The sequence below is a fragment of the Microvirga terrestris genome, assembly GCF_015694425.1.
GTDB classification, from domain to species: Bacteria; Pseudomonadota; Alphaproteobacteria; order Rhizobiales; family Beijerinckiaceae; genus Microvirga; species Microvirga terrestris.
In genome coordinates, this window is the sequence record NZ_JADQDN010000004.1 from 1 (window position 1) to 22,520 (window position 22,520).

Genomic DNA, 22,520 nt, shown 5'->3' on the forward strand with positions numbered 1-22,520 from the left:
CCGGAGAAGTGCTCGGGCGGGGTCAGGCTGAGCTGGGAAAGATCGGAGGCGGAGATGCTCCAGGAGCCGTCCGCTTGCCGGGTGCCGTGGGAGAGCACCGCGCCTGCGGGCACGCCCAGGATGCTGAGGGTGAGCGCCTCCGAGCCGTCCCGGTCCACCAACCCCGCCGACAGATCAAGACGGATCGAACCGTCCTCCATACCAACAACATCGCGCGCAATGACGTCAGGTGGGTCGGCGAGGGTGTCGGCCGATTCCTCCGGATTCGGCCTTGAGGTAGTGGGCGGCGTCACGACAGCTGGATTGTCAGGAGTGTCGGCGAATACCGGAGACGTGATCTGAACGGATGAATCATTCGATTCAGTCCCGATGTAACGCGACGAGGACCGTGCAAGGTTGGCCCTGAGGCCGACGAAGGGAGCCGGCGCTGCGGACTCCGATAGATCGATACCGGCTGGTCCCTCATCCAGCGTGATCGCAGGTTTGGCTGGGGGCGCGAGATCCAGCGGCTTCAGGGACCCGTCCTGTGGCGCCGGCGCCAGGTTCCATTCGAGAGGGTCGATCTCATGGGCGCCGAGAGTGATGCCACCCGAAGGCCCGCCTCTCACCATTCCGAAGGCTGCAACCGCCTCCGTTCCGCCCACCAGATTTCCGCTGGCACCTCCGTCACCCATCGGGAGGCTGCGCTGAACGGCCCGCAGGGCGCGCAGCGCCTCCTCATCAACCACACTGGCGTCGAACGGGATGGTCGGATCGGGTTGCTGGCTCATGCGATCGGCGTCCTCAACGCTCGTGGAAAGATGCCGCCATGGCGGAATAGATCGGCTTCAGCAGATATTGCAGCACTGTCTTGTTGCCGGTCGTGATGTCGGCCTGAACCGTCATGCCGGGCACGAGCTGCGCCTTGCCGGGATCACGGCCCACATGCTGCTGCCTGAGCGCGACGCGCACGCGGTAATGCGGCTGCCGCTGCTCGTCGAGGAACGTGCCGGCTGAGACGCGCTCCACAACGCCGTCGACGGCACCGTAGCGCGCATAATCGAAGGCCTGCACCTTGACATGCACGGGCTGACCGACCTCGATGAACCCGATGTCGCGCGGCATGATCCGCACATCCGCCACGAGCGGTGCATCCTGCGGCATGACCTCGGCGATCAACCCGCCGGGCGGCAGCACTGTGCCGGAGCGGTGAACCGCCAGCCCACGCAAGACACCGGCAGCCGGCGCGCGCAGCAGCGTCCGCTCCGCACGATCCTCCAGCTTGCGGACGGCTTCCGCCGTTTCGGCAATGTCCAACGCCACACGGGCAGCCTCCTGCCGGGCCTCGTCCACAGCGGCGGACTGCATTTCCGAGATGCGGGCCTCCGCCTCGGCCAGACTGCGCAGGGCCGTGGCATGCTGGCCGTTCAGCCGCTCATGCTCGGCCTTCGCACTCATCAGCAGACGTTGCGCCTCAAGAACCGCGAGCCGCGTGGTCAGCCCATTGCGGCCGAGTTCCTCGCGAATGCCGAGCTCCTTGGAATGGAGCGCCATCTGCTCCTGCAGGGCCGAGATCTGCCCGGACAGGGTTGCGATCTCGCTGCGCCGCTGCGCCACCTGCTCGTGCAGCACGGCAATCCTGTCGCTCAGAGAACGAAGGCGTGAATCCAGCGCGGCACGCTGGGGCGCAACGAAGAGACTGGTGGTCAGGGACGGCATCGCGCTGCCCTCCCCTCCTGCATCGGCAATGGTGATGCTAGCAGTTCCTTCGCGACCGCGCCATTCGACCGCCGTGATGTTGCCCTCCGCCGCCGCCGTCAGGCGCTGAGATTGCAACTGCAGCGACTCCAGGCGCAGACGCGCCTGGGACAGTTCGGCCTGGGCTGCCGCATCGTTCATGCGCAGCAGGGGTTGACCGGCTTCGACCACGTCGCCTTCGTGAACCAGCACCTGCGTGACGATGCCGCCCTCGAAATGCTGAACGGGAGCTGGCGCGACCGTCGGGGCGAGATCGCCTGTGCCGATGGCCACCTCCGGCACATGGGTGAGCGCAGCCCAGGCGAGCGTTGTCGCCACCAGCAGGCCCGTTCCAAGAACGACGGCTCGCTCCAAACCGTAGATGCGCAGTTCCTCGAGGGCGAGCACGTGGCTGTCGGGACGCGGCTGACGGCCGGCGCGGGGCAGAGGTGCCATGGAGGCGGGTGTTGCGGCGGTGCTCATCAACCAACTCTGGGATTGTTAGCAGAAAGATTGGCGAAGGCTGCGTTCGCCAGCGGCATGCCCACCGGCGTGCGTGTCGGACGTGGACCAGCGGGAGCAGGCTGATCCACCTCCTCCACCTGCCCGTCTCGCAGGCGCAGGATCCGGTCGGCCAGCCGAATGTGGCTCGGTCTGTGCGTTGCCATGAGGATCGTGCAGCGTCCCTTTCGGGAGGCGATGACGTCCGTGAACGCCTTGGCGCAGGCATCGTCCAGTCCGGCGACAGGTTCGTCGAGAAGCAGGATGGGCGCGTCGCGCAGCAAGGCGCTGGCGAGCGCGATCCGCTGCAGGATGCTGCGCGGCAGGCGGCCGCTGTGGTTGTCGCCAACCCGGGTATCGAAGCCGCGCGGCAGCGCCTCGATGGCGTCCAGCACGCCGGCCTCCGCGGCAGCGGCGCGCAGCTGCGCATCGGAGGCACTGGGCCGCGCCAGACGCAGGTTCTGGGCGATCGTGCCGTAGAGCAAACCCGGCGATTGCGGCACCCAGCCGATGCTGCGACGAAGAACGGCCGGATTGAAGGAACGCACGTCATGCCCGTCGATGCGCACGAGACCGCCCTGCGGCCGGTACAGGCCTGCGGTCAGCAGCAGCAGGGTCGATTTGCCCGTACCCTCCGCACCGGTGACGGCTACAACCTGACCGGGCTGAATGGCGAAACTAGCGCCGGCCAGCACGGGCTCGGATTGCGGCAGATAGCGCAAGGTCACCCGGTGGAACACGATGGCGCCCTGCTCGGGCGGCGCCATGCGGGCCTCGAGCGGCGGCGGGCGCTCCGTTTCAAGAGCCATCAATCCGTCCACCTGCCGGATCGAGGCCTGCGTCTGCTCCCAACGCGAGAGCATCACGAAGCATGTCTGCATCGGGCCTAAGACTCGCCAGATGAGCATCATGCCGGCGATCAGTGCACCAGCCGTCATTGCACCGGACAGAACCGCGAGGACGCCCAATACCACCGCAGCCAGACCCGACAGGGTGACGAGCGCCTGGCTTGCGGCGAGCACCGAACCCGTCAGGGTGCCGACCCGTGCCGAGGCCACGGCGGCGGCGGCGGCAGCGGCAGCGTAACGGTCAATCCAACGTTCTTCCGCTCCCCCGAGCTTCAGCGTGCGCACTGTTTCCAGCGCCTCGACAGCCAGGGCTTCCCGCGCCTGATTAGCGCGAGCGGCCTGATCGATGGCCAAGCGCATGGGGCTGCGGGAGATCCAAAACAGAAGAACGAATCCAACTGCCGTTCCAACAGGCACGAGCGCGATCCATCCGCCGAGAACCACCATCAGCACCACGACGAGGATCGTGAAGGGCAGGTCCAGAAGAGCGACGGCGAAACTGCCGGTGAGAAACTCGCGGATCGCCGCGAAGTCGCGCAGGCGGGAGACCTGGGATGCGGTGCCTGCCCGCTCCACGAGCGCGGTCGGCAAGGATAGAAGCTGGGTGAAGACGGCGCTCGGAACCAGGCGATCTAGGCGTTCCGCGATGCGCAGCAGGGCACGCTGGCGGATGCTGCGGAAAAGGACCTCCAGCACGACAGCAGCGGCAACGCCGATGATGAGCATGGGCAGCGTCTGCGGGCTGTAGCCGGCAACCACCGTGTCGAAAACCGCCATCGTGAAGATCGGAACCGCAAGCCCGAGCACGGCCATCAGCCCGCTGATCGCGAGCAAAGGCGGCAGGGATCCGCGAAACCGTCGTGCGATACCGCTGAACCAGCTCTGGCGGGGTGATTCAGCATTCGCATCAGTGGTCAGGATCAAGGTGCCGCGCAATTTCTCCGGCGCACAGGGCTTCACATCCCCGGTAGCGCCATCGAATATCAGCAGCTGACCGGATTCGTCGCGGTAGACGACGGCGGCGGCCCTTCCCGGCGGCAGAAGGATCGCCGGCAGGCACCGCAGGTCGAGACTTCCCCGCTTAAGCCCCTGCATCCGTGTGGGGTAGCCGAGTACGGCCAGCGTGTTGCGCAGATCCGTGAGATCGATGTCGGGTTTCGCATGCGGAAGTGCCGAGAGCAGATCGTCCGCGCTGCCCGACCACTCCATCAGCCACAGCAGAACCGGCAGGCAGCGGGCCAGATCGGACGGCGTCAGAAGGTCCTCCGACACATGCACCGGAGCCTGAGGGCCGCACTCCATCACGAGGGTCATGACACAGGCTCCAGTCTCCCGTCACGTATCGCGAAGACGCGGTCCGCGATCCCGAGCGTCGAGGGACGGTGGGTGACGATGATGACCGTGACTTTGCCGCGCAGCCCGGCCAGGAGCCGGGCGAGCCTCGCATCGCTGTCGCCGTCGATCTGCGATGTGATGTCGTCGAGCAGGAGGATGCGCGGCTCCTCGATGAGCGCACGTACGACGCCGATGCGTTGGGCTGCCCCACGCGGCAGGGGCGTGGCCGAAACGCCGACGGGCGTGTGCCAGTCGCCGGGCAATGCGCCGGCCACCTGATCCAGACCGAGTTGCGTCGCGAGATGCAGTGCAGCGGCCTCCCGGTGCGGCTGATGCATGGTGAGATTCTGCAAGAGCGTGCCGCGCACCAGGGCCGGATCGGGCGGCACGATGGCAACATGCCGGCGTGCCGGCCCCATCTCGACCTGCGCGAGATCCTGTCCGTCGATCGTAATGCGGCCTTCGGTTGGAGGAAGGTCGCCTGCGATCAGCCGCAGCATGGCGGAACGGCCGGAGCCGTTCGCACCGGTGACGCCGATGATCTCCCCGGGCTTGATATCGAGGGTCAGACCATCGAACAGCCAATCCGTGTGGGGAGGATTGCGCAGACGAACGTTGTCGAGAACCACATGGCCGTCCGAAACATGCAGCGCCGGCCGGTCGAGATGCCGCTCCTGCGGCAAGAGCGCAATCTCCGCGACCCGCCGCCGGCTTTCCGCGAGCGACTGAAGACGCGACCAGAGAGCGACGCCACCGAGCAGCGGCTGCATCGTGCGTCCCACCAGCATGGTGCAGGCACCAAGGCCGCCGACGCTGAGCTGCCCGTTCAGCACCATGTGACAGCCGAAAGCCGCCACGCCGATGGTGGCGGCCTGGGCCAGCAGTTGCCCGCCCTCTTGGCCGGCTGATATGGCCTGAGCCAGGGTTCGGCGCATCTGTGCGGAGCCGCCCTGCAGGCGCTCGTAGCGGCGCTCGAGCAGAGGTTCGGCGCCGAGAACCTTCATGGGATGGATGCAGCTCAACGTGTCGAACAGGAAGTTGAACCGGCGCTCCTCGGCGAGTGCGAGGTTCTGGGCCGCGCGACGCACGCGCCGGCCTGTCAAGGCGGCAAGCAGAGCGACACCGATCAGCAACGCCAGCGGCACCAGCACGAGCGGGCCGGCGAGATACCAGATCCCGGCCAAGTAAAGCAGTGCGAAGGGCAGATCGAGCATGGCCTGAAGGGCCGGGCCCGACCATGCCTCGCGCAGGGTGCCGATGGCGGAAAGGCGCTCGGCGTAATAGCCGTTGCCGTTGGCTTCCAGGGCCGAGAGGGGAGCATGAAGCAGGCACTCCATGGCCTGACGATGCGCCTGCGCCTCAGAGGTGGCGGCCATTCGGGCCAGAAGCCTGCCCCGCACATGCCGAAGCAGCGCCTCCAGCAGAATGGCCAGAGCCACCGTGATGGCGAGAACGACCAACGTTCCGGTGGCCTTGTTCGGCAGAATCCGGTCGTAGACCTGCAACAGGGCAGCGGGCAGCGCCAGCGCCAGCAGGGTGATCAGCAGCGTCGCCTCGAGCACCGGCATGAAGAAGGCGATCCCGAACCGGCCGATCAGCCCCCGGAAGGGGCGTGTCAGCCATGGGCCCGAGGATGCCGCCAATGCCTCGGATGCGGCAGCAGACCTGTTCATAACGCGACCTTTGGCCATGCGGCCGTGGGGGTGCAAAAGCTTCAATTTTGAGGGGGAGCATACCGGGCTTGCACCGGTATGGCGGGGCGGCATCATGCCTTTGGACGCACATCGCTAGGGTATGCCGTCCAACCCGCCATGTCTGTGGCGTATCGCTACGTTGAATTTTCACACGATGGCTCAAGAAGTCAATAAATGCCTTCACTTCGTTTGATCTACCCTTGGGTAAAGTTAACGAAATTTGCTCTTCGGCATTCACCAAGCCTCATGGAATACTATCGCAACAAGGCCCGCTCATCGGTCGACATCAATGTCATTCTTTGGAGATGACCTGATCGTCTTTCCTGTAGCGGGTTCCCGCGATCTGGAATAATCCTTCGTCAGGCGCAGGATCGGATTGCATTTTGCAATTGAAGCACTTGACCAGTTACCCATGCCGCCTTCCCATCGGAAATCAGGCACGGTGAACCCGCTTCCGTTTTGAGGATCTGTCTTGGATTGGGACAAAATCAGATTGTTCTACGAGGTGGTCGAGGCCGGGAACTTCACCCGTGCCGGCGAGAAGCTCGGGGTCAACCAGTCATCGGTGAGCCGCCAGATCAGCGCCCTCGAACACGACTTGAAGGTCCCGCTCTTTCATCGCCATCCCCGGGGGCTCATTCTCACCGAGCATGGAGAGGTGCTGTTCCGCGCCGCTCAGGACATCCGCCTGCGCTTGGATGAGACCCGTCAGCGCCTCACGGAAACCAGCGAGCGGCCGGCCGGAGAGCTCAGGGTCACCGCCACGGTCGGCATCGGGGGGATCTGGCTGGCGCGGCGCATCAAGGAATTTCTCGACCTGTACCCGGAGGTCCGCGTTCAACTGATCCTGACGAGCGAAGAGTTGGATCTTTCCATGCGCGAAGCCGACATCGCCATCCGCTTGCGGCGGCCGGCACAACCGGACCTGATCCAGCGCCGCCTCTTCACGATCCAGTATCACGCCTATGCGGCCCATGTGTATCTCGAGCGCTCCGGAGAGCCTGAGCGGATCGAGGATCTCGACAATCACTCGCTCCTCTGCCTGGGAGGCGACCAGCCGACTTTCATCCTCGACCTGCACCGCCTGACCAGCTTGGGACGCGATCCCAAGGATCCCCGTCCGAGCCGTTTCGTGGTGAATGACAGCCTTGCTCTGCGCACGGCCATCGAGAACGGAGCCGGCATCGGCATGGCGCCGGATTACGCCATGAGCGGCAATCCCCGGGTGAAGCAGGTTCTCCGCGATGTGCAGATGCCGGTCCTCGACAGTTACCTGGTCTACCCGGAGGAGCTGCGCTCGGTCGCACGGGTTCAGGTCTTTCGTGACTTCCTCGTCGCGAAGGCACAGCGATGGGGTTTCTGACCGGATAACTCTTGCGAGTTATATTCACCGGGTAGACTTGAGACAGGCGGAGCCAGAGCGCAATCTCATTTTCTCCACGATTTGAAGGCTATTGAATTCCTTAAAATCTCTTTCTCGAATGAAGGGCGTCCATTCCATGCCACGGTCGTTTCTTGCCGTTCTCGCCATTGCCCTTGGGCTTCCCTTCCTGATCCTGCTGGCCATCGTGTCTTCGGCTTCAGGCGTCAGCGCGAGCGTTTTCACAAGCGCGCTCGGGCTTGTGATCATGTCGGTTTTTCTGATGCTGGTTGTCTATGAGATCAAACGGATTGCGGATCTGCCACCGGACACCCATTGATCACTGGCACTCTCGTGCTTGGATAAGGATAAGCGCCAGCGTGCTTGAGATGCCCGCGCTTCGTCAGGGATCTCAAGCAACTTGATCAAAAAGGCAGATTTTTAGGCTGCGGCCCGGGACCGCTCAGGATGCTCCTCGGCCGTGGCACGCTGCAATGCCATCAGGAGAACGCCGATGTCTTCTTCGAGAAGACTGATGGCGTTGCGGGCGTATTCGCGAAACTCGTCCCTGACCAGTTCCGCTTCGCTGTCCCACAAGAAGTCCTCGTGCTCGGCCTCAAAGAATGCACGAGCCACCAATTCCACCTGGTAATCCATCTTTGCCCCACCGCATCATTTAGATGTTTGTTTTCAGTTCAAGCCTGGGGCGTCAGTACGCTGTCACTGGAGTCTTTATCCGGCGCACCATCAGGGTGCTGTCAGGCTTAGCGCCGGTGTCGACTGATCCGCAACTCGCCACTTGAGCTACCCCCAAAGAGGTAGGGCGCGCGAGGTTTTCGCGCGCCCTGTTCCGGATGGACGATAAACCTGAATCCTTACAGAGTCCTGAGCGTTCCCTACTCGCCTGGAACCAAGGACTCCCTTTCCTGCCCTGAGGCGAAGTGACCGGCGGCCCACATGGCTGCCTGGGTCCTGTTCACGGCCTTCACCTTTCGCAGGATGGCCTTGATATGCACCTTCACGGTCGCTTCCGCCACTCCGAGTTCACGGGCGATCAGCTTGTTCGAGGCCCCTTGGGTCAGGCAGCGCAAAATCTGCGACTCGCGCTCCGAGAGTTTATTCAGGAGAAGAGCCGGATCGTTGGCAGGCATGAGGGAAACCGTTTGGCCCAGACTGCCGGCCTGGCTGCCGCGGAGTTGGTCGAGCAGGTCCAGCCCGACCGATCCTGGAATGAAGGTCTCACCCAGCATCACTAGTTCCAGCGCCTTGATGATCGCATGCCGAGCCATTGTCGTCGTGCAGAACCCGTCCAGACCCTCTTTACAGATTTGCACGATTTCTTGTGGAGCCATGTTGTCTGTAAGGATCACCACCCGGGCATGAGGGTGCTGCGCCTTCAGTTCCTGGACCGTCTGAGAATACTCTCCAGGGGAGCGCCCATCGCAGATGAGGAAGAGCATTGGGACCCCTTCGGGGAAAGTCGAGAGGTCTCCGGCTTCCTCCGCGATGTCGAAGCGGGTACCCGAAAGGATATGACTAATGCCGGTTCGGAGAAGAATGTTCTGGCAGATGAGAACTGTGGTGATGTTCTGAAAAGGATCCTGAGCGATGGGGAGGATTTGCTCTTTGTAGACGACGTTATGGCCCATGCTGGCTCTAGCCCCTTGGTAGTGTTCATCGAAGTCATGGATCATGGCGCCGCCTACCTAGAATACGCAGGCTAGAACAAAAGAAGCGGGAACCATGTCCAGGGAACCGATCCGTTTGGATCAGGCGTGGCGACAACGATGGCTGGAAGATTTAGTTCCTCTTCCTTAACGTCACCTAAGAGGTACCCCGTCCTTTCATCGTGGTTCTGTGATAGCATCTCAATTCCATAGAGCCTAGATCAAGATAAGCTTGACCATAACGCGTAAGATCAACTCATCCAATACTTGTGACTGACATCGTATTCACATAATGCTGCGCCTTATCTGACGACGAGCGGCTGAGCAGCCGCATGATTTGCTCTTCCGGTACGGCTTTCGAGAACAGAAAGCCCTGCATCTCGTTACAGCCTGCGGTATCCAGGAAATTCCGCTGTGTTTCTGTCTCAACACCTTCTGCCGTCACGGTAATCGACATGGCATGGCCCAGTGCAACGATTGCCCTGATGACGGTCGCGGCTTTGCCCCCCTCTCCCAGGCTTTGGGTGAAGGAACGGTCGATTTTGATCTTGTCGACTTCGAAGCGGTGAAGATAGCCTAAGCTCGAATAGCCGGTTCCGAAATCATCCAGGGCAATGCGAAAGCCTGATTCCCGCAGCTTCCGAAGAGCATCCGTTGTCCTCGCATCTTCCTCAAGAAGGACACCTTCCGTGACTTCAAGTTCGATCCGGTGAGGATGTCCTCCACATTCACGAACGATGGAGATCAGGCGGCTGGCGAAGTTGTTCGACCGAAACTGAACGGGCGAGAGATTGACGGAAACGAAGAGATCGGGCCAGCGCCGGGAGGCATGACAGGCCTGACGCAGGATCCATTCTCCCAGTGGAACGATCAGACCGGTCTGCTCCGCGACAGGAATGAACTGGCTTGGCTGGATATAGCCGCGTGTTGGGTGGCGCCACCGGGCAAGGGCCTCCACGCCGACAACCGAACCGCCTTGGGAAATCTGCGGTTGATAGGCAACCTCAAGCCCTTCTCCTGTCGCAAGCGCCGCCCGGAGATCCTCTTCGATGACCCTGGAGGCACTGATGGTTTCGTCCATCTCCGGCGTGAAGAGACGATAGCAGTTCCGCCCTTCGCCTTTGGCGCGATACAGAGCAATATCCGCTTTGCGCAGGAGATCGATACGATCCAATCCGGCGTCCGGAGCGAGCACGAGTCCGATGCTGGCGCTGACGAAGATCTGATTGCCGAGAACATTGTAGGGCTGCGTAGATGCCGCAAGAATGCGCTCGCACAAGGCCTGCGGTGCATCGGTTCCTGACGTGAGGGTCTGTACGATGGCAAACTCGTCTCCGCCTAGCCGGGTGATAATAACCTCACCCTTCACAAGCTTCGAGAGACGGGCCGCGAACTCCTGAATGAGGCTGTCACCTGCATGGTGGCCGAGTGTGTCGTTCACATGCTTGAATCGATCCAGGTCGAGCATCATGACGGCAACCCGCTCACCGTCCCGCATCCTGGCAATCGTATGGTTGAGCCGATCCTCGAACAGGGCGCGATTGGGCAGGCCCGTCAGCACGTCATGGAAAGCAAGATGGTGGGCCTGCGCTTCACTGGCCTTCAGCTCGAGAACCGTTTTCTCCAGTGTCCGCGTGGACTGCCGCAAACGACGCACCAAAGCACCGAGCAAGAGAAGGATCATGGCAGCAGCAGCGGCCATCACCGGGCCGACCGATCTGAGGACGCGGTCCCCCGGCAAGTCAGGGTTCCAGATGAAATAGCCGATGAGATGGCCGACATCCGATTTCACCGGCACCGAGACTTCACCCAACTGTGGTGTATCGGTGTTGGAGAACCGCAGGCCGTCGATCAGATTCTGCTCCGACAGCTGCGTGATGAAGCTTCCATCGAGGAAGCGGATGCCGAGCAGAAGAAACTCCCTGCCATGAGGATAGGGAACATCCTCGGATTCGGGGATGATCTTCATCACGCTCACGGCCGCCGGCCGGCCATTGAGCTCGAGCAGATGGGCGTCGTGAATAGCATGGCCGGTCTTCAGGTAGGATGCTCTCGCAGGGTCTATCACGTGAGCATGATGCAGGGAATTTGGAATGCCCCTGATGCCGGCGATCAGGTCGCTGACGCTCGCTCTCACCCGCTCGTATTCCTGCGCGGGCACGCGGTTAGGCCCGACAGTCGCGACGAGCGGCTCGTTGCGCTCATCGAGGATATAGATTTCATCCTGTCCGAAGGTCTTGTTGAGCCAGATACCGAAATTGGCATCGACCCATTTGAGATCCAGGGAGCGCTTGCTGAGCTCCACCACGGCGTCGTCCCAGATGGCGACCATTTCCTGCTGCTGAGCGAGTTCCTGAACAGCGGCCCTTATGCTGGCCTCGGTTGTGCGGAGCTGACGTTCGGCGGAGATGTCGTTGCTCCTGTTGACGGCCCAGAGAATTGCCCCTGCCCCCATCGATAATGTCGTGAAGGCGACCAGGACGACAGGCAACAGAACGCCGCGGATAAAGGGTCGTTCTGAGCGGACGGACGACAGAAAAAGACTCAACATGGCCGCACCGGAACGCCTCCGGACCTCGACCGAACGGCGGCATGCCGAACGATCGACCTCGGGCAAATGAATTTTGGGAACGAACCTGCCGGACTCTCACCGGCCTGACAGGGAGGCATCATGCCTTTGAGCGGCGCATGAACTCGGGCGCGAACTCAACCTGCCACAGGTGCTACTGTAACGATGATAATTGCGACCACATGCCCCAAAAATCAATAAAAGAATTCACCCGGGCGTATGCTTCGAGATTTAGAGTTAATTGTTCTTTTCACAGCCTGCTTTCGCAAAGGGAGCGTGCTCCTACAGGCAGCATTCTCTTCAAGGTCGAAAGCGAAGTCTCGATAAGCTGGTCTTATTCTTTAACCTGAGAGCTTACTCCGGCTTCGCATGTTCCTCCAAGGCCTGGATCAGCTCCAAACACTTCTCGGCTATGATAGCCGAGACCTTGGGGTCCCCATGATGGTGGCGCATCGCGACCGCATTGGCGTGCTCGAACAGATCCGTGAGGTTACCGGAGATGAACGGGCGGGCGCTCGGAAAATCGAAGGATCCGTTCTCGGAGCGGGATTTGGATTTTGAAGGGCGCTTGGGTTCGAAAAGGCCCAGCACCTCGCACCTGTCGGCGATTCTCTTGAGATCCTTGAAGGCGATGATCTCGGCCATGTTCAAACTCCTACGCAACCAACCTGCCTGTGCTCTTAACGCTTTCGCCGCACAAAGGTCATGCGTCATGAACAAAAATTATAAGGTTAACGGCAGCCTTTCCACTTCATAGTCGCAGGCGTCAGGGTCATCACCCAACTCTTCCGGAGTAGATAACGGCGGCGCCGTTCTGGAGCCCGCACCGCGGACCCGGAATTTTCTGCTGTTGAGCCGAAAGGTTTCTGGAACACTGGGCCGATCAGCGCTCCCAGGAATGACGCGGTCCAGCGGGCCGCCTTGCGCCGTCGATGCTCATGGCCCCTGGACCGGTGAAGACGAGCAGGAGAAAAACAAAGCAGAACAGGATGGACGCATCCCCGCCGTTCAGAACGGGATAGGCGCTCTGGGGAGCGTGGAACATCCAATAGGCAGCAGCCATCTCGCCGGCGAGCACGAAGGCAACAGGTCTGGTGAACAGCCCGACCAGGATCAGCAAGCCGCCGACGAATTCCAGGATGGCCCCGATGCCGAAGAGCGACAGGAGGGGCGGCGTGCCGCCTTCGGGAGGCAACGGGAAGCCGAACAGCTTCTGCGTTCCATGCTCCATGAAGAGCAGCGCCGCGACAATCCTCAGGGCAGCCAAGGCGTAAGGTGACCAGCGATCGAGCATAGACAACATGTGCGGGAGTCCCTTCTGAGCACCGCCGGCCTGATGGGCGAACCTTCGTGCCGCCCATATAAAGCGTAAAGCCAGGAGGAGAAGTCCGCTCGGCGTGATGTCCACCACCGGCGTGTATGCGGGGGCAAACACCCGCGTTTGACATAGAAGTCACGTTAAATTGACATCCGCGGGGCATTTCTCAGGGTCATCGAACCTTGCCGGCCGGAGGTTTCCTGTCAGCTTCTTGCCTCTGGTGAACGGAGGCACAGATGAATCGAAGGCTTCTTGGGGCTCTCGCGGCTGTCTTGTCGGGTCTGTGGCTGTGCTCACCCGGCGCCCGGGCGGAGAGCGAGGTCGATGTCGCCCTGGTGCTGGCCGTCGATGTCTCGCGCTCCATGGACCCCGACGAGCAGGAACTTCAGCGCCAAGGATTCATGGAGGCCTTCCGCTCGCCGCAAGTGCATGAGGCCATCCGCAACGGCATGGTGGGGCGGATTATCGTCACCTATGTGGAATGGTCGGGCGCGGAGTATCAGAACGTCATCGTGCCCTGGACGATCATCGACGGCCCTGAGGGCGCTCTAAAGTTCGCCGATGGCTTGAGCAGCACTCCTATCGGCCGCGTCCGTCGAACCTCGATCTCCGGCGCCATCGATTTCGGCGCGAAGCTCCTGGAGCAGACCGGCGTCGAGCCGATCCGCAAGGTCATCGACATCTCCGGGGATGGTCCCAACAGCAGCGGCCGAGGCGTCGTCGCAGCGCGGGACGAGGCCGTCGCCAAGGGCATCACCATCAACGGCCTTCCCATTATGCTCAAACGGCCAAGTGGCTTCGGCGACATGGAGCATCTCGACCACTACTACAGGAACTGCGTCATCGGCGGCGAAGGCTCGTTCATCGTGCCGGTTCGGGAGAGCCAGCACTTCGCCGATGCGATCCGGACCAAGATCATCCGCGAGATCGCGGCACTGCCAGACAGGCCGACGATCCAAAAAGTTCAAGTCGAGCCAGCGGTGAGCTGCTTCGAGGGTGAGCAGCGCATGTATCGCTGGGACCGCAACTGAGGCGGCCCCAGCGATTGACAGTTCATTCCAGCGTGATGTTGGCGGTCCTGATCACCTTCTCCCATTTGGAGCCCTCTTCCTGCATGTAGGAGGCCATTTCGGCAGGCGAGCTCTGGAGCACGTCGATCCCGGCGCCGGTCAGCTTGTCGCGAATGTCCTGTCTCGCGACGACCTGCCGATAGGTGTCATTGAGCTTGGTGACGATTTCTTGCGGCAGGCGCGCCGGGCCGACGAAGCCCTGCCAGGCCCAGGCCTCGAAGCCTGGGAAATCGGCAGCGACGGGTGGCACTCCCGGCAGGCCGGAGAACTCCTTCGGGGAAGCCACGGCGATGGCCTTGACGGGGCCAGAGAGCTGCGAGCGGGCCGTTGCGAAGTCGATGAACATCATATCTACCTGTCCCGCTACCAGATCCTGCACGGCAGGAGCGGCACCCCGGTAGGGCACATGGGTGAGCTTGATGCCAGCGCCCTGCGAGAGGAGTTCCGTCGCCAGGTGGAACGGGCTGCCCAAGCCGGGAGTCGCATAGTTGATCCGTCCGGGCGTCTTCTTCGCCTCGGCCACCAGTTCCTGGACGGAGTTCACCGGCAGCTTGTTCGTGTTGACGAGCAGCACGAGCGCGAAACGACCAGTCAAGGAGATCGGGCTGAAGTCCTTGTAAGGATCGAAGGAGAGCTTGCGATAGAGCGAGCGGTTCGTCGCGAAGGTGGCCGAATCGCCCAAAAGCAATGTGTAGCCGTCGGGCTCGGCCCGGGCGACGGCCTCCGCCCCGATATTGGTGCCTGCCCCCGGCTTGTTCTCGACGACGAACTGCTGCCCCAGCTGCTCTCCCATGGCGCCGAAGACGAGCCGCGCGAAGAAATCCGTTCCGCCGCCGGCCGCATAGGGGACGGTGACCCGGACCGGCCTCGTGGGGTAATCGGATTGCGCCAAAGCCTGCCATGGCGAAAGGGCTGAGGCTGCGGAAGCGGCGGCCATCGTCACGAGGAGGCTCCGGCGGGTCTGGTTCATCGCGTTCTCCCGGGAATATTGAGCTTATGGTTCAGGTATCAGGTCTGCACATAGGAAGCGCATCCGCCGCGACCAGAGCCGGCACCCCGGAGGTCAGGGCTGCGGGCGGATGAATGGCAAGTCGGCTTTCATGCTGCCTTCATCTTGGCAGTGGCATCTGGTCGAAACGACCCTAGAATGGTCGCTGGTCCTTCCCAAGACCAGAGAAGGCCCGCGAAGCGTCCTCCAAGAGCCACGCAAGGAAGTGATCAGCCCCGATGGTGACGACCCGTATCCCGACAACGCCGTTTTCCGATCAGCGCCCCGGCACATCCGGCCTGCGCAAGAAGGTCACTGTCTTCCAGCAGCCCCGCTATGTGGAAAACTTCATCCAGTCGATCTTCGACAATGTGGAAGGGGCGCAAGGCTCGACCTTGGTGATCGGCGGCGACGGGCGCTACTTCAACGATTCCGTGGTTCAGATCGCTATCAGGATGGCAGCCGCCCATGGCTTCGGCCGTGTTCTCGTCGGACAAGGGGGATTGTTATCGACACCGGCCGCATCCTGCGTGATCCGCAAGCACAAGGCGATCGGTGGCCTCGTTCTGTCCGCAAGCCATAATCCGGGTGGCCCGGATGGCGATTTCGGCATCAAGTTCAACATGGCCCATGGCGGGCCGGCGCCGGAATCCTTCACGGAAGCCGTGTTCAAGCGGGCGAGCGCCATCACCGAATACAAGATCGTCGATGAGCCCGATATCGATCTCAGCCGCATTGGCCCGACCAAGGTCGGCGACATGATCGTCGAGGTCATCGATCCGGTGGCCGATTATGCCGAGCTGATGGAGCAGCTGGTCGATTTCGAGAAGATCGCCGATCTGTTCCGCTCGGGCTTTCGCATGCGCTTCGATGCCTTGAGCGCCATCACCGGCCCCTACGCGAAGGCCATTCTTGAGAGCCGTCTCGGCGCGCCGGCAGGCACCGTCGTGAACGGGGAGCCGAAGCCCGATTTTGGCGGCCACCACCCCGATCCGAACCCAGTTCATGCCCATGACCTCATGGACCTGATGCTCGGGCCCGATGCGCCCGATTTCGGCGCAGCCTCCGACGGCGACGGCGACCGCAACATGATCGTGGCGCGAGGGCTTTTCGTGACGCCGAGCGACAGTCTCGCGATCCTCGCGAGCCATGCACATCTCGCGCCCGGCTACGCCAAGGGTCTGGCTGGAGTCGCGCGCTCCATGCCGACGAGCCGCGCCGCCGATCGAGTGGCCAAGAAGCTCGGCATCAATTTCTTCGAGACTCCCACGGGCTGGAAGTTCTTCGCCAACCTCCTGGACGCAGGCCTCATCACCCTGTGCGGCGAGGAGAGCGCGGGCACGGGCTCCAACCACATCCGCGAGAAGGACGGGCTCTGGGCTGTGCTGCTCTGGCTCAACATTCTGGCGGTCACGAAGAAGCCGGCGGACCAGATCGTGCGCGAGCACTGGGCCGCATTCGGCCGCGACTACTACACGCGCCATGACTATGAGGAGCTCGAGACCGCACCGGCTAACGAACTCATGGACGCCCTGCGCCAAAAGCTGCCGACTCTTCCCGGTCAGCGCCTCGGTGATCTCACGGTCGAGTCCTGCGATGACTTCGCCTATACCGACCCTGTCGACCAATCGGTAACGCCGAAGCAGGGCATCCGCATCCTGTTCAAAGAGGACGCCCGCGCCGTGTTCCGCCTGTCGGGAACCGGCACCTCCGGCGCGACGCTGCGGGTCTATCTGGAACGCTTCGAGCCCGACACCGACCGGCACGACCTGCCGACCGCCGACGTTCTGGCCCCCGTCGTGCAGGCGGCGAATGAGATTGCGGAGATCGCAGCGCGCACGGGGCGCGACGAGCCCAGCGTCATCACCTGATCCCGATCAGCCCGGGTTCCGGCCATCAATAGGTAGCCCAGAGCCCGGGCGTCGCCAGTTCGAGAACGTGCCCGTCCGGATCGCGGAAATAGACGCTAGTGCCGCCCCGGGGCCAGTTCACCCGGCTCTCGATGGCAATCCCGCGCTCCTCCAGCCGCTGTTCCCATGCGGCAAGCTCCTCGGCCGCAACCGCAAAGCCTATATGAAGGGGACCGTGTCCGTCATGGCCGGGGATCGTGCCGCCAGGCGTTGTCATGTCCTCAACTGACCCTCCGCGGAGAAAGACGAGAAGCACGCTTCGGCCACCGACATCGAACGCACACATGCGCTGGTTGGACAACAGGAGTGGCAACCCGAGACTGCCTTCATAGAACTCTCTGGCTCGGGACAGATCGTCGACATAGAGAGCGGATTCGAGCACAGCGTTCAGCTTCGGCATCCTGGACCTCATGCATATTTATGCCACTCATTTGGCGTCTGCCGACACTCTCCTGTCTAGACCTCTCTGAAGCTCGGATTGGCAAGGAGGCGAAAAATTGGGCAACGATGCTGACCTTTTAATCTTGAAACCTGCCGATGCTCCATCTACTTATTGCGGTGCAGCACGGCGATTGGCGTCGCCGCGTTGTAGCCCTTCTAGGGCGTTTCCTCCCTAAACTTCGGGCCGTTGGCAACAACGGCCTTTTTTCTTGCCTGCACAACAGCTTCCGGCCTGACCGAGCAGCCCGCATAGCAGGTGCGGAGCAGGAACCTCGCACTCCCCCAGTGGTTTTCCCATCGGCGGAGCCCGGGAGCGTTTCCATGTCCACGCGTTCAGACAACCCCATCCAAACCGACATTCCTCCGACACAGACGATCAAGCCGATGGATGCCCCTCCCATGAACGAGGGCTCGACCACGGCTCAGTTGAAGGGCGACATCAACAGCGGCCGCACGGGGGACAAGAACGAGGTGTTCGACCCTGGCCTTTCCCCTCTCGGTACGGACGATGAAGCGGGTGGCAACCCTATGAAACCGGAGCAGGTCGATATCGCCCGGCATCAGGAAACGTCAGTGCGCTGGCAGAATGGCAACGGCAAGGACAGCTATGCCCATCAGCACTCACGCAAAGCGCTTGCTGGCTACATCGGCTTCATCGCCCTCGTGCTGGTGCTGTTCATCGGCGCGTTCTCGATGTTCTGACACGCTTATTTCTGCACCGGTGGCTGGATACGAACCCGGCCGTGGCTCGCCTCGCTAGGCTGAGCGGTGGCTTGATCGCCTTCCCATCCTTCGGCGCGCCAGACGGCCCGTTGTTCATCGAGGTCCAGTACTCCCTCCTGATCCAGAATGCTGACGATCTGGCCAACCTTGGCATCATCGCATTTCACGATGACGACCGACCCGCCGCGCACGACACCCTCAACATAAGCATAGGCGTCCGAACGGGACACGCCGTCATCCTCCAGAAGAGGAGCCAGATTGTGTGGGGTCGACCAGATGTCGATCGCAGCTCTCGGAATACCGGCCTGCTCCAAACGATCTGCCGCAGCGATCGCATGTTGCTCAGTATGGAAGAGAGAAGTGACGATTTTGGTCATCGGGTCGATCTCCTGCAAGGCTGCGCGGCGTCGAACATACTTCCGAAGATTGAGGCAGAGAATGGTAAGACATCAGTCCCTCAACTGGAACCGCCTTTTGGGATTAGCCAGACGCCCCCTTTCCTTGAAGAGCCAACTCAAGCCTGGGCCTGCGCTAGAGCGAAGCCACACTGTCTCGGATCACCAATTCCGTATCAAGACGGATCCTTTTAGGTGATGAGCGTCCCTGTAGGAGATCGATCAGGGCCGATGCCGCGGCTTGCCCCAATTCCCGCCGCGGCTGATGGATCGTCGTCAGCGATGGCTCGGCCACGGCGGCGAATTCGATATCATCAAACCCCGCGACCGAGATGTCGTCGGGCACTTTTAATCCGGCGGAGAAGAGCGTGCGCATGAGGCCAATGGCCATCTCGTCGCTGGTGCAGAACACGGCAGTCGGACGGGTGGATCGCGCGACGAGGTCCTGACCCGCCCTTACGCCCGCCTCGATCGTATAGTCACCCGGAATAATGAGAGCAGGATCGAACGGCAGACCTACGGCCTCCAATCCCTCCTTGAAGCCTAGGAAGCGCTCCCGCTCCAGGATGTTGTTCGCCGGTCCGCTCACATAGGCGATGCGCCGGTGCCCCAATGTGGCGAGATGCTGCGTCATGCGCGAGGCGGCAGCACGGTTGTCGATCTCGATCTGCGGAATGTCGGCGCCCGGAATCGCCTCGCATAAAGCCACGAGCGGGATCCCGATCCGGGCAGGCTGCCCCTCCCCGCCCCGGCTTTGCCCGAACAGATGCCCGTTGAGCAGAATAGCGCCATCCACACGGCCTGCCGCCGTGAAGGCGGCGAAATGCGCCTCCTTCTCGGGCGAGCCGTCGAGATCGCTGATGATCATCCCGTAGCCGGCCTCGAAGAGCGTCTCCTCGATGCCGCGCAGGATCTTGGAAAAAAAGGTGTTCGACAGGTCCGGCAGGACGACCAGCACCATGAAGGTCTTCTGCGACCGCAACGAACGGGCGGCAGGGTTGGGCACATAGCCGGTCTTCGCGATCGCTTCCAGAACCCGGGCGCGGGCTTCGGGAGATACCCGCTCCGGGTTGGCGAGCGCCCGACTCACGGTCGCGGTCGAGACATCGGCAAGACGGGCGACATCCTGGATTCGCGCGGCACGGATCCGCGTATCCTCCGGCTCAGCCCTGTCTTTGTGCCCCAACTCGTCCATGGTTATCCCCCGACTATGGTTCTGTTTGACAGATGCCATCATTTCGGTAAAGTTGCATGTAATCGATTACATAGGGTTGTTGCAGAGCCGTTCGACAACCCTACTTCAAAAAGGGTCCCGCCAGAGGAACAGTCGACAAGCAGGAGGAAACGAATGACCGCTCCCGTTCCGTCCAGTTGATCCGCATCCGGTAAAGACCTCTTGTGACCGCCTTCACGCAATCGAAGGCGAGCGATTTTGCTCATCCGGAGCAGGTGATGGATTCCGTTCTTCGCGCAGAGAACATCTCGAAATCCTTCGGACCGATTGAGGTCCTGAGCGGCATTTCGCTGGATCTGAGGCCAGGCGAGGTTCATGCCGTCATCGGCGAGAACGGGGCCGGCAAATCGACCCTTATGCGCATCCTGTCGGGCCATCTTCCGCCCACGAAGGGACGCCTGCACCTCAACGGCCATCCGATTACCTTTTCGGATCCGGTGGACGCCGAAGCTCACGGCATCGTTCTGGTGCACCAGGAGATTCTGCTCGCTCCCGATCTGACCGTTGCGCAGAACCTCTTCCTGGGGCGTGAGATCAAGCGCTTCGGCTTCGTGGACGACAAGGCCATGCGAGAGCGGGCGCACTCCATCCTGCAAGAGCTCGGCACCAATATCGATCCCGACCGCGAGGTCCGCCACCTCTCCATCGCCGACCGGCAGCTGGTCCAGATCGCCCGCGCGCTTCTCGTGCCGCACAAGGTGGTCGCCTTCGACGAGCCGACCGCCGTTCTGACGCCCATTGAGGCCGAAAGCCTGTTCGAGATCATCCGCAAGCTGCGGGCCCAGGGCGTGGCGGTGCTGTATATCTCCCATCGCCTCAACGAGGTGAAGGCGGTGGCCGACCGCGTGACGGTTCTGCGCGACGGGCGTCATGTTGCAACCCGCGACATCGAAGGGCTTGAGCCTCTTGAGATGGCCCGCCTCATGGTCGGCCGCGATATGTCCAAGCTCTATCCCGAGAAGCCCGCGACCGCCTCCGAGCAGACGGTTCTGACTGTTCGCGACATGGCCGTGCCGGGCTTTGTGGAAAATGCGTCCTTGACCCTGCACCGCGGCGAGATCCTGGGCTTCGGCGGCCTGATCGGCGCCGGCCGCACCGAACTTTTTGAGGCTCTGGTGGGCCTGCGCCCCGGCCACGGCGCCATCACCCTCGACGGCGGACAAGTTCACTTCCGCGATGCGCGGGAGGCCATGGCGGCCGGGATCGTGTACCTTTCCGAGGATCGGAAGGGCAAAGGCCTGCTGCTGCAGCAGAATCTTCGGATCAACCTTTCCCTGGCCGCTCTCGACAAGTTCACCCGCGGCTCGTTCATCGACATAGCCGCCGAGGAGACGGCGCTTGACGGGGCGATCAAGGATTTCGACATCCGCACCCGCAGCCGCGACCTGCTGGCGGGCCAGCTCTCGGGCGGCAATCAGCAGAAGCTCCTGCTTGCCAAGATGATGCTGCTGGAGCCGCGCATCGTCATCATCGACGAGCCGACACGGGGCGTCGACATCGGCACCAAGGAACAGATCTACCGCTTCATCGCGTCGCTCGCGGCGGAGGGCAAGGCCGTTGTCGTCATCTCCTCCGAGATGCAGGAACTGATTGGCCTCTGCCACCGGGTCGTCGTGATGCGCAACGGCCGCGTTGCCGGCGAGGTCGCGCAGTCCGATCTGTCGGAAGACGCTATCGTTTATCTCGCCACAGGCGTTCACGAGGAAAGGGCGGCGGAAATCGCCGCTGGCCACGCATGACCGAAACCGTGCTTCCCACCCGCGCCGAAAAGCGCAAGTTCAAGATGGACATGCGGGCACTCTCGCCCTTCATTGCGCTGATCGTTCTGATCATCGCAGGGGCGCTGATCAATCCCGACTTCCTGACCGCCTCGAACCTGCTCAACGTAGTGACGCGCTCGGCCTTCATCGCCATCATCGCGGTGGGCGCCACCTTCGTCATCGCCAGCGGCGGCCTCGACCTGTCGGTCGGCTCCATGGCGGCTTTGACGGCAGGCGTCATGATCCTGACCTTGAATTCGCAAGGCAGTGCCGACATGGGCACCCTGGCGCTGGGGATGCTGGCGGCCATTGCCCTGAGTGCTGCCTGCGGGCTGGCGAACGGCCTCATCGTGACCTTCGGGCGCATCGAGCCCTTCATCGTGACTCTCGGCACCATGGGGATCTTCCGCTCCCTCGTGATCTGGCTGGCCGCCGGCGGCACCATCACCATACGTAACCTGGAACTGCGTGAACTCTACCGACCCGTTTATTTCGGCAGCGTTTTCGGCATTCCGGTCCCGATTATCGCCTTTCTCGCGGTGGCGAGCATCGGCGCATTGATTCTCTACCGAACCTCTTTCGGCCGTCACGTGGTGGCGCTCGGCTCCAATGAGGATGTCGCCCGCTATTCCGGGGTGCCGATCTGGCGTGTGCGGACGCTGACTTACATCATCCAGGGCATCTGCGTAGGCATCGCCGTGCTGGTCTATGTGCCGCGCCTCGGCTCCGCCACCCCGACCACAGGCCTGTTGTGGGAACTGCAGGCCATCACCGCCGTGGTGATCGGCGGCACGGCGCTGAAGGGCGGCATCGGCCGCGTCTGGGGCACCGTCGTCGGCGCGGTGATCCTCGAACTCGTCGCCAACATCATGGTGCTGTCGAACTTCGTCTCCGAGTTTCTCGTGGGCGCGGTTCAGGGCGCCATCATCATTATCGCCATGCTCGTGCAGCGGTCAGTCCACCGCGGGCGATGAAACCGGGCTTAAGCCCA

21 protein-coding genes are annotated in these 22,520 nt (G+C 62.3%); 8 read left to right on the forward strand and 13 right to left on the reverse strand.

The window, feature by feature from the left end:
* From I2H36_RS09170 to I2H36_RS09185, 4 genes are all read right to left on the reverse strand, one after another.
* Positions 1-770: hypothetical protein (locus I2H36_RS09170; protein WP_196263600.1), on the reverse strand; the 770-nt coding region annotated here is incomplete at its 3' end.
* A 13-nt stretch (positions 771-783) separates the two neighbouring features.
* The gene (locus I2H36_RS09175) at positions 784-2,199 is read right to left on the reverse strand and encodes an HlyD family type I secretion periplasmic adaptor subunit (RefSeq protein ID WP_196263601.1); all 1,416 of its coding nucleotides are present in this window, start codon (positions 2,197-2,199) and stop codon (positions 784-786) included.
* The gene (locus I2H36_RS09180; protein ID WP_196263602.1) at positions 2,199-4,379 is read right to left on the reverse strand and encodes a peptidase domain-containing ABC transporter; all 2,181 of its coding nucleotides are present in this window, start codon (positions 4,377-4,379) and stop codon (positions 2,199-2,201) included. Before I2H36_RS09180 ends, I2H36_RS09175 begins: the two co-directional genes overlap by 1 nt.
* Positions 4,376-6,073, reverse strand: coding sequence for a peptidase domain-containing ABC transporter (locus tag I2H36_RS09185; RefSeq protein WP_196263603.1), 1,698 nt, complete (start codon positions 6,071-6,073; stop codon positions 4,376-4,378). The genes I2H36_RS09180 and I2H36_RS09185 overlap by 4 nt, the downstream gene beginning before the upstream one ends.
* Positions 6,074-6,566: 493 nt before the next feature.
* On the opposite strand from I2H36_RS09185, the gene I2H36_RS09190 reads away from it, so the two are divergent.
* Together I2H36_RS09190 and I2H36_RS09195 are read left to right on the forward strand one after the other, a co-directional pair.
* A complete protein-coding gene (locus I2H36_RS09190) occupies positions 6,567-7,457 on the forward strand; it encodes a LysR family transcriptional regulator (protein WP_196263604.1) in 891 nt (296 codons plus the stop codon).
* A 136-nt stretch (positions 7,458-7,593) separates the two neighbouring features.
* Entirely contained in the window at positions 7,594-7,794 is a 201-nt protein-coding gene (locus I2H36_RS09195) for a hypothetical protein (protein ID WP_196263605.1), read from the forward strand.
* A 101-nt stretch (positions 7,795-7,895) separates the two neighbouring features.
* On the opposite strand, the gene I2H36_RS09200 is transcribed toward I2H36_RS09195, so the two are convergent.
* Both I2H36_RS09200 and I2H36_RS09205 read right to left on the reverse strand, forming a co-directional pair.
* Positions 7,896-8,090, reverse strand: a complete 195-nt coding sequence (locus I2H36_RS09200; RefSeq protein WP_343234424.1) for a hypothetical protein — start codon at positions 8,088-8,090, stop codon at positions 7,896-7,898.
* A gap of 260 nt (positions 8,091-8,350) precedes the next feature.
* Positions 8,351-8,743, reverse strand: a complete 393-nt coding sequence (locus tag I2H36_RS09205; protein WP_196263607.1) for a response regulator transcription factor — start codon at positions 8,741-8,743, stop codon at positions 8,351-8,353.
* Positions 8,744-8,833: 90 nt separating this feature from the next.
* Here I2H36_RS09205 and I2H36_RS09210 point away from each other — a divergent pair, with 90 nt between their 5' ends.
* Positions 8,834-9,178 (forward strand): hypothetical protein, encoded by a 345-nt coding sequence (locus I2H36_RS09210; protein WP_196263608.1) that lies wholly within the window; start codon positions 8,834-8,836, stop codon positions 9,176-9,178.
* A gap of 199 nt (positions 9,179-9,377) precedes the next feature.
* Here the strand turns inward: I2H36_RS09210 and I2H36_RS09215 are convergent, their stop codons facing one another.
* The 3 genes from I2H36_RS09215 to I2H36_RS09225 form a co-directional block, all read right to left on the reverse strand.
* Positions 9,378-11,672, reverse strand: a complete 2,295-nt coding sequence (locus I2H36_RS09215) for a bifunctional diguanylate cyclase/phosphodiesterase (RefSeq protein WP_196263609.1) — start codon at positions 11,670-11,672, stop codon at positions 9,378-9,380.
* A 372-nt stretch (positions 11,673-12,044) separates the two neighbouring features.
* Positions 12,045-12,335, reverse strand: a complete 291-nt coding sequence (locus I2H36_RS09220; RefSeq protein ID WP_196263610.1) for a hypothetical protein — start codon at positions 12,333-12,335, stop codon at positions 12,045-12,047.
* Between the two features lie 238 nt (positions 12,336-12,573).
* Positions 12,574-12,993, reverse strand: coding sequence for a DoxX family protein (locus tag I2H36_RS09225; RefSeq protein ID WP_196263611.1), 420 nt, complete (start codon positions 12,991-12,993; stop codon positions 12,574-12,576).
* 251 nt (positions 12,994-13,244) lie between these two features.
* On the opposite strand from I2H36_RS09225, the gene I2H36_RS09230 reads away from it, so the two are divergent.
* Positions 13,245-14,039 (forward strand): DUF1194 domain-containing protein, encoded by a 795-nt coding sequence (locus I2H36_RS09230; protein ID WP_196263612.1) that lies wholly within the window; start codon positions 13,245-13,247, stop codon positions 14,037-14,039.
* 22 nt (positions 14,040-14,061) lie between these two features.
* On the opposite strand, the gene I2H36_RS09235 is transcribed toward I2H36_RS09230, so the two are convergent.
* Complete coding sequence (locus I2H36_RS09235; protein WP_196263613.1) at positions 14,062-15,048, reverse strand: Bug family tripartite tricarboxylate transporter substrate binding protein; 987 nt, start codon at positions 15,046-15,048, stop codon at positions 14,062-14,064.
* Positions 15,049-15,305: 257 nt separating this feature from the next.
* On the opposite strand from I2H36_RS09235, the gene I2H36_RS09240 reads away from it, so the two are divergent.
* Entirely contained in the window at positions 15,306-16,937 is a 1,632-nt protein-coding gene (locus tag I2H36_RS09240) for an alpha-D-glucose phosphate-specific phosphoglucomutase (RefSeq protein ID WP_196263614.1), read from the forward strand.
* 25 nt (positions 16,938-16,962) lie between these two features.
* Here I2H36_RS09240 and I2H36_RS09245 read toward each other — a convergent pair whose 3' ends face one another.
* Positions 16,963-17,376: a VOC family protein gene (locus tag I2H36_RS09245; protein ID WP_196263615.1), complete on the reverse strand. Its 414-nt coding sequence runs from the start codon at positions 17,374-17,376 to the stop codon at positions 16,963-16,965.
* A gap of 362 nt (positions 17,377-17,738) precedes the next feature.
* Here I2H36_RS09245 and I2H36_RS09250 point away from each other — a divergent pair, with 362 nt between their 5' ends.
* The gene (locus I2H36_RS09250; protein WP_196263616.1) at positions 17,739-18,119 is read left to right on the forward strand and encodes a hypothetical protein; all 381 of its coding nucleotides are present in this window, start codon (positions 17,739-17,741) and stop codon (positions 18,117-18,119) included.
* A 5-nt stretch (positions 18,120-18,124) separates the two neighbouring features.
* On the opposite strand, the gene I2H36_RS09255 is transcribed toward I2H36_RS09250, so the two are convergent.
* Together I2H36_RS09255 and I2H36_RS09260 are read right to left on the reverse strand one after the other, a co-directional pair.
* Positions 18,125-18,517 (reverse strand): hypothetical protein, encoded by a 393-nt coding sequence (locus tag I2H36_RS09255; protein ID WP_196263617.1) that lies wholly within the window; start codon positions 18,515-18,517, stop codon positions 18,125-18,127.
* A 154-nt stretch (positions 18,518-18,671) separates the two neighbouring features.
* Positions 18,672-19,730 carry a LacI family DNA-binding transcriptional regulator gene (locus I2H36_RS09260; protein WP_196263618.1) on the reverse strand — a complete coding sequence of 353 codons (1,059 nt, stop codon included), beginning with the start codon at positions 19,728-19,730 and terminating at the stop codon, positions 18,672-18,674.
* Positions 19,731-19,987: 257 nt separating this feature from the next.
* Between I2H36_RS09260 and I2H36_RS09265 the strand changes: the two genes are divergently transcribed.
* Entirely contained in the window at positions 19,988-21,508 is a 1,521-nt protein-coding gene (locus I2H36_RS09265; protein WP_196263619.1) for a sugar ABC transporter ATP-binding protein, read from the forward strand.
* Entirely contained in the window at positions 21,505-22,503 is a 999-nt protein-coding gene (locus I2H36_RS09270) for an ABC transporter permease (RefSeq protein WP_196263620.1), read from the forward strand. The genes I2H36_RS09265 and I2H36_RS09270 overlap by 4 nt, the downstream gene beginning before the upstream one ends.
* Positions 22,504-22,520: the final 17 nt, after the last annotated feature.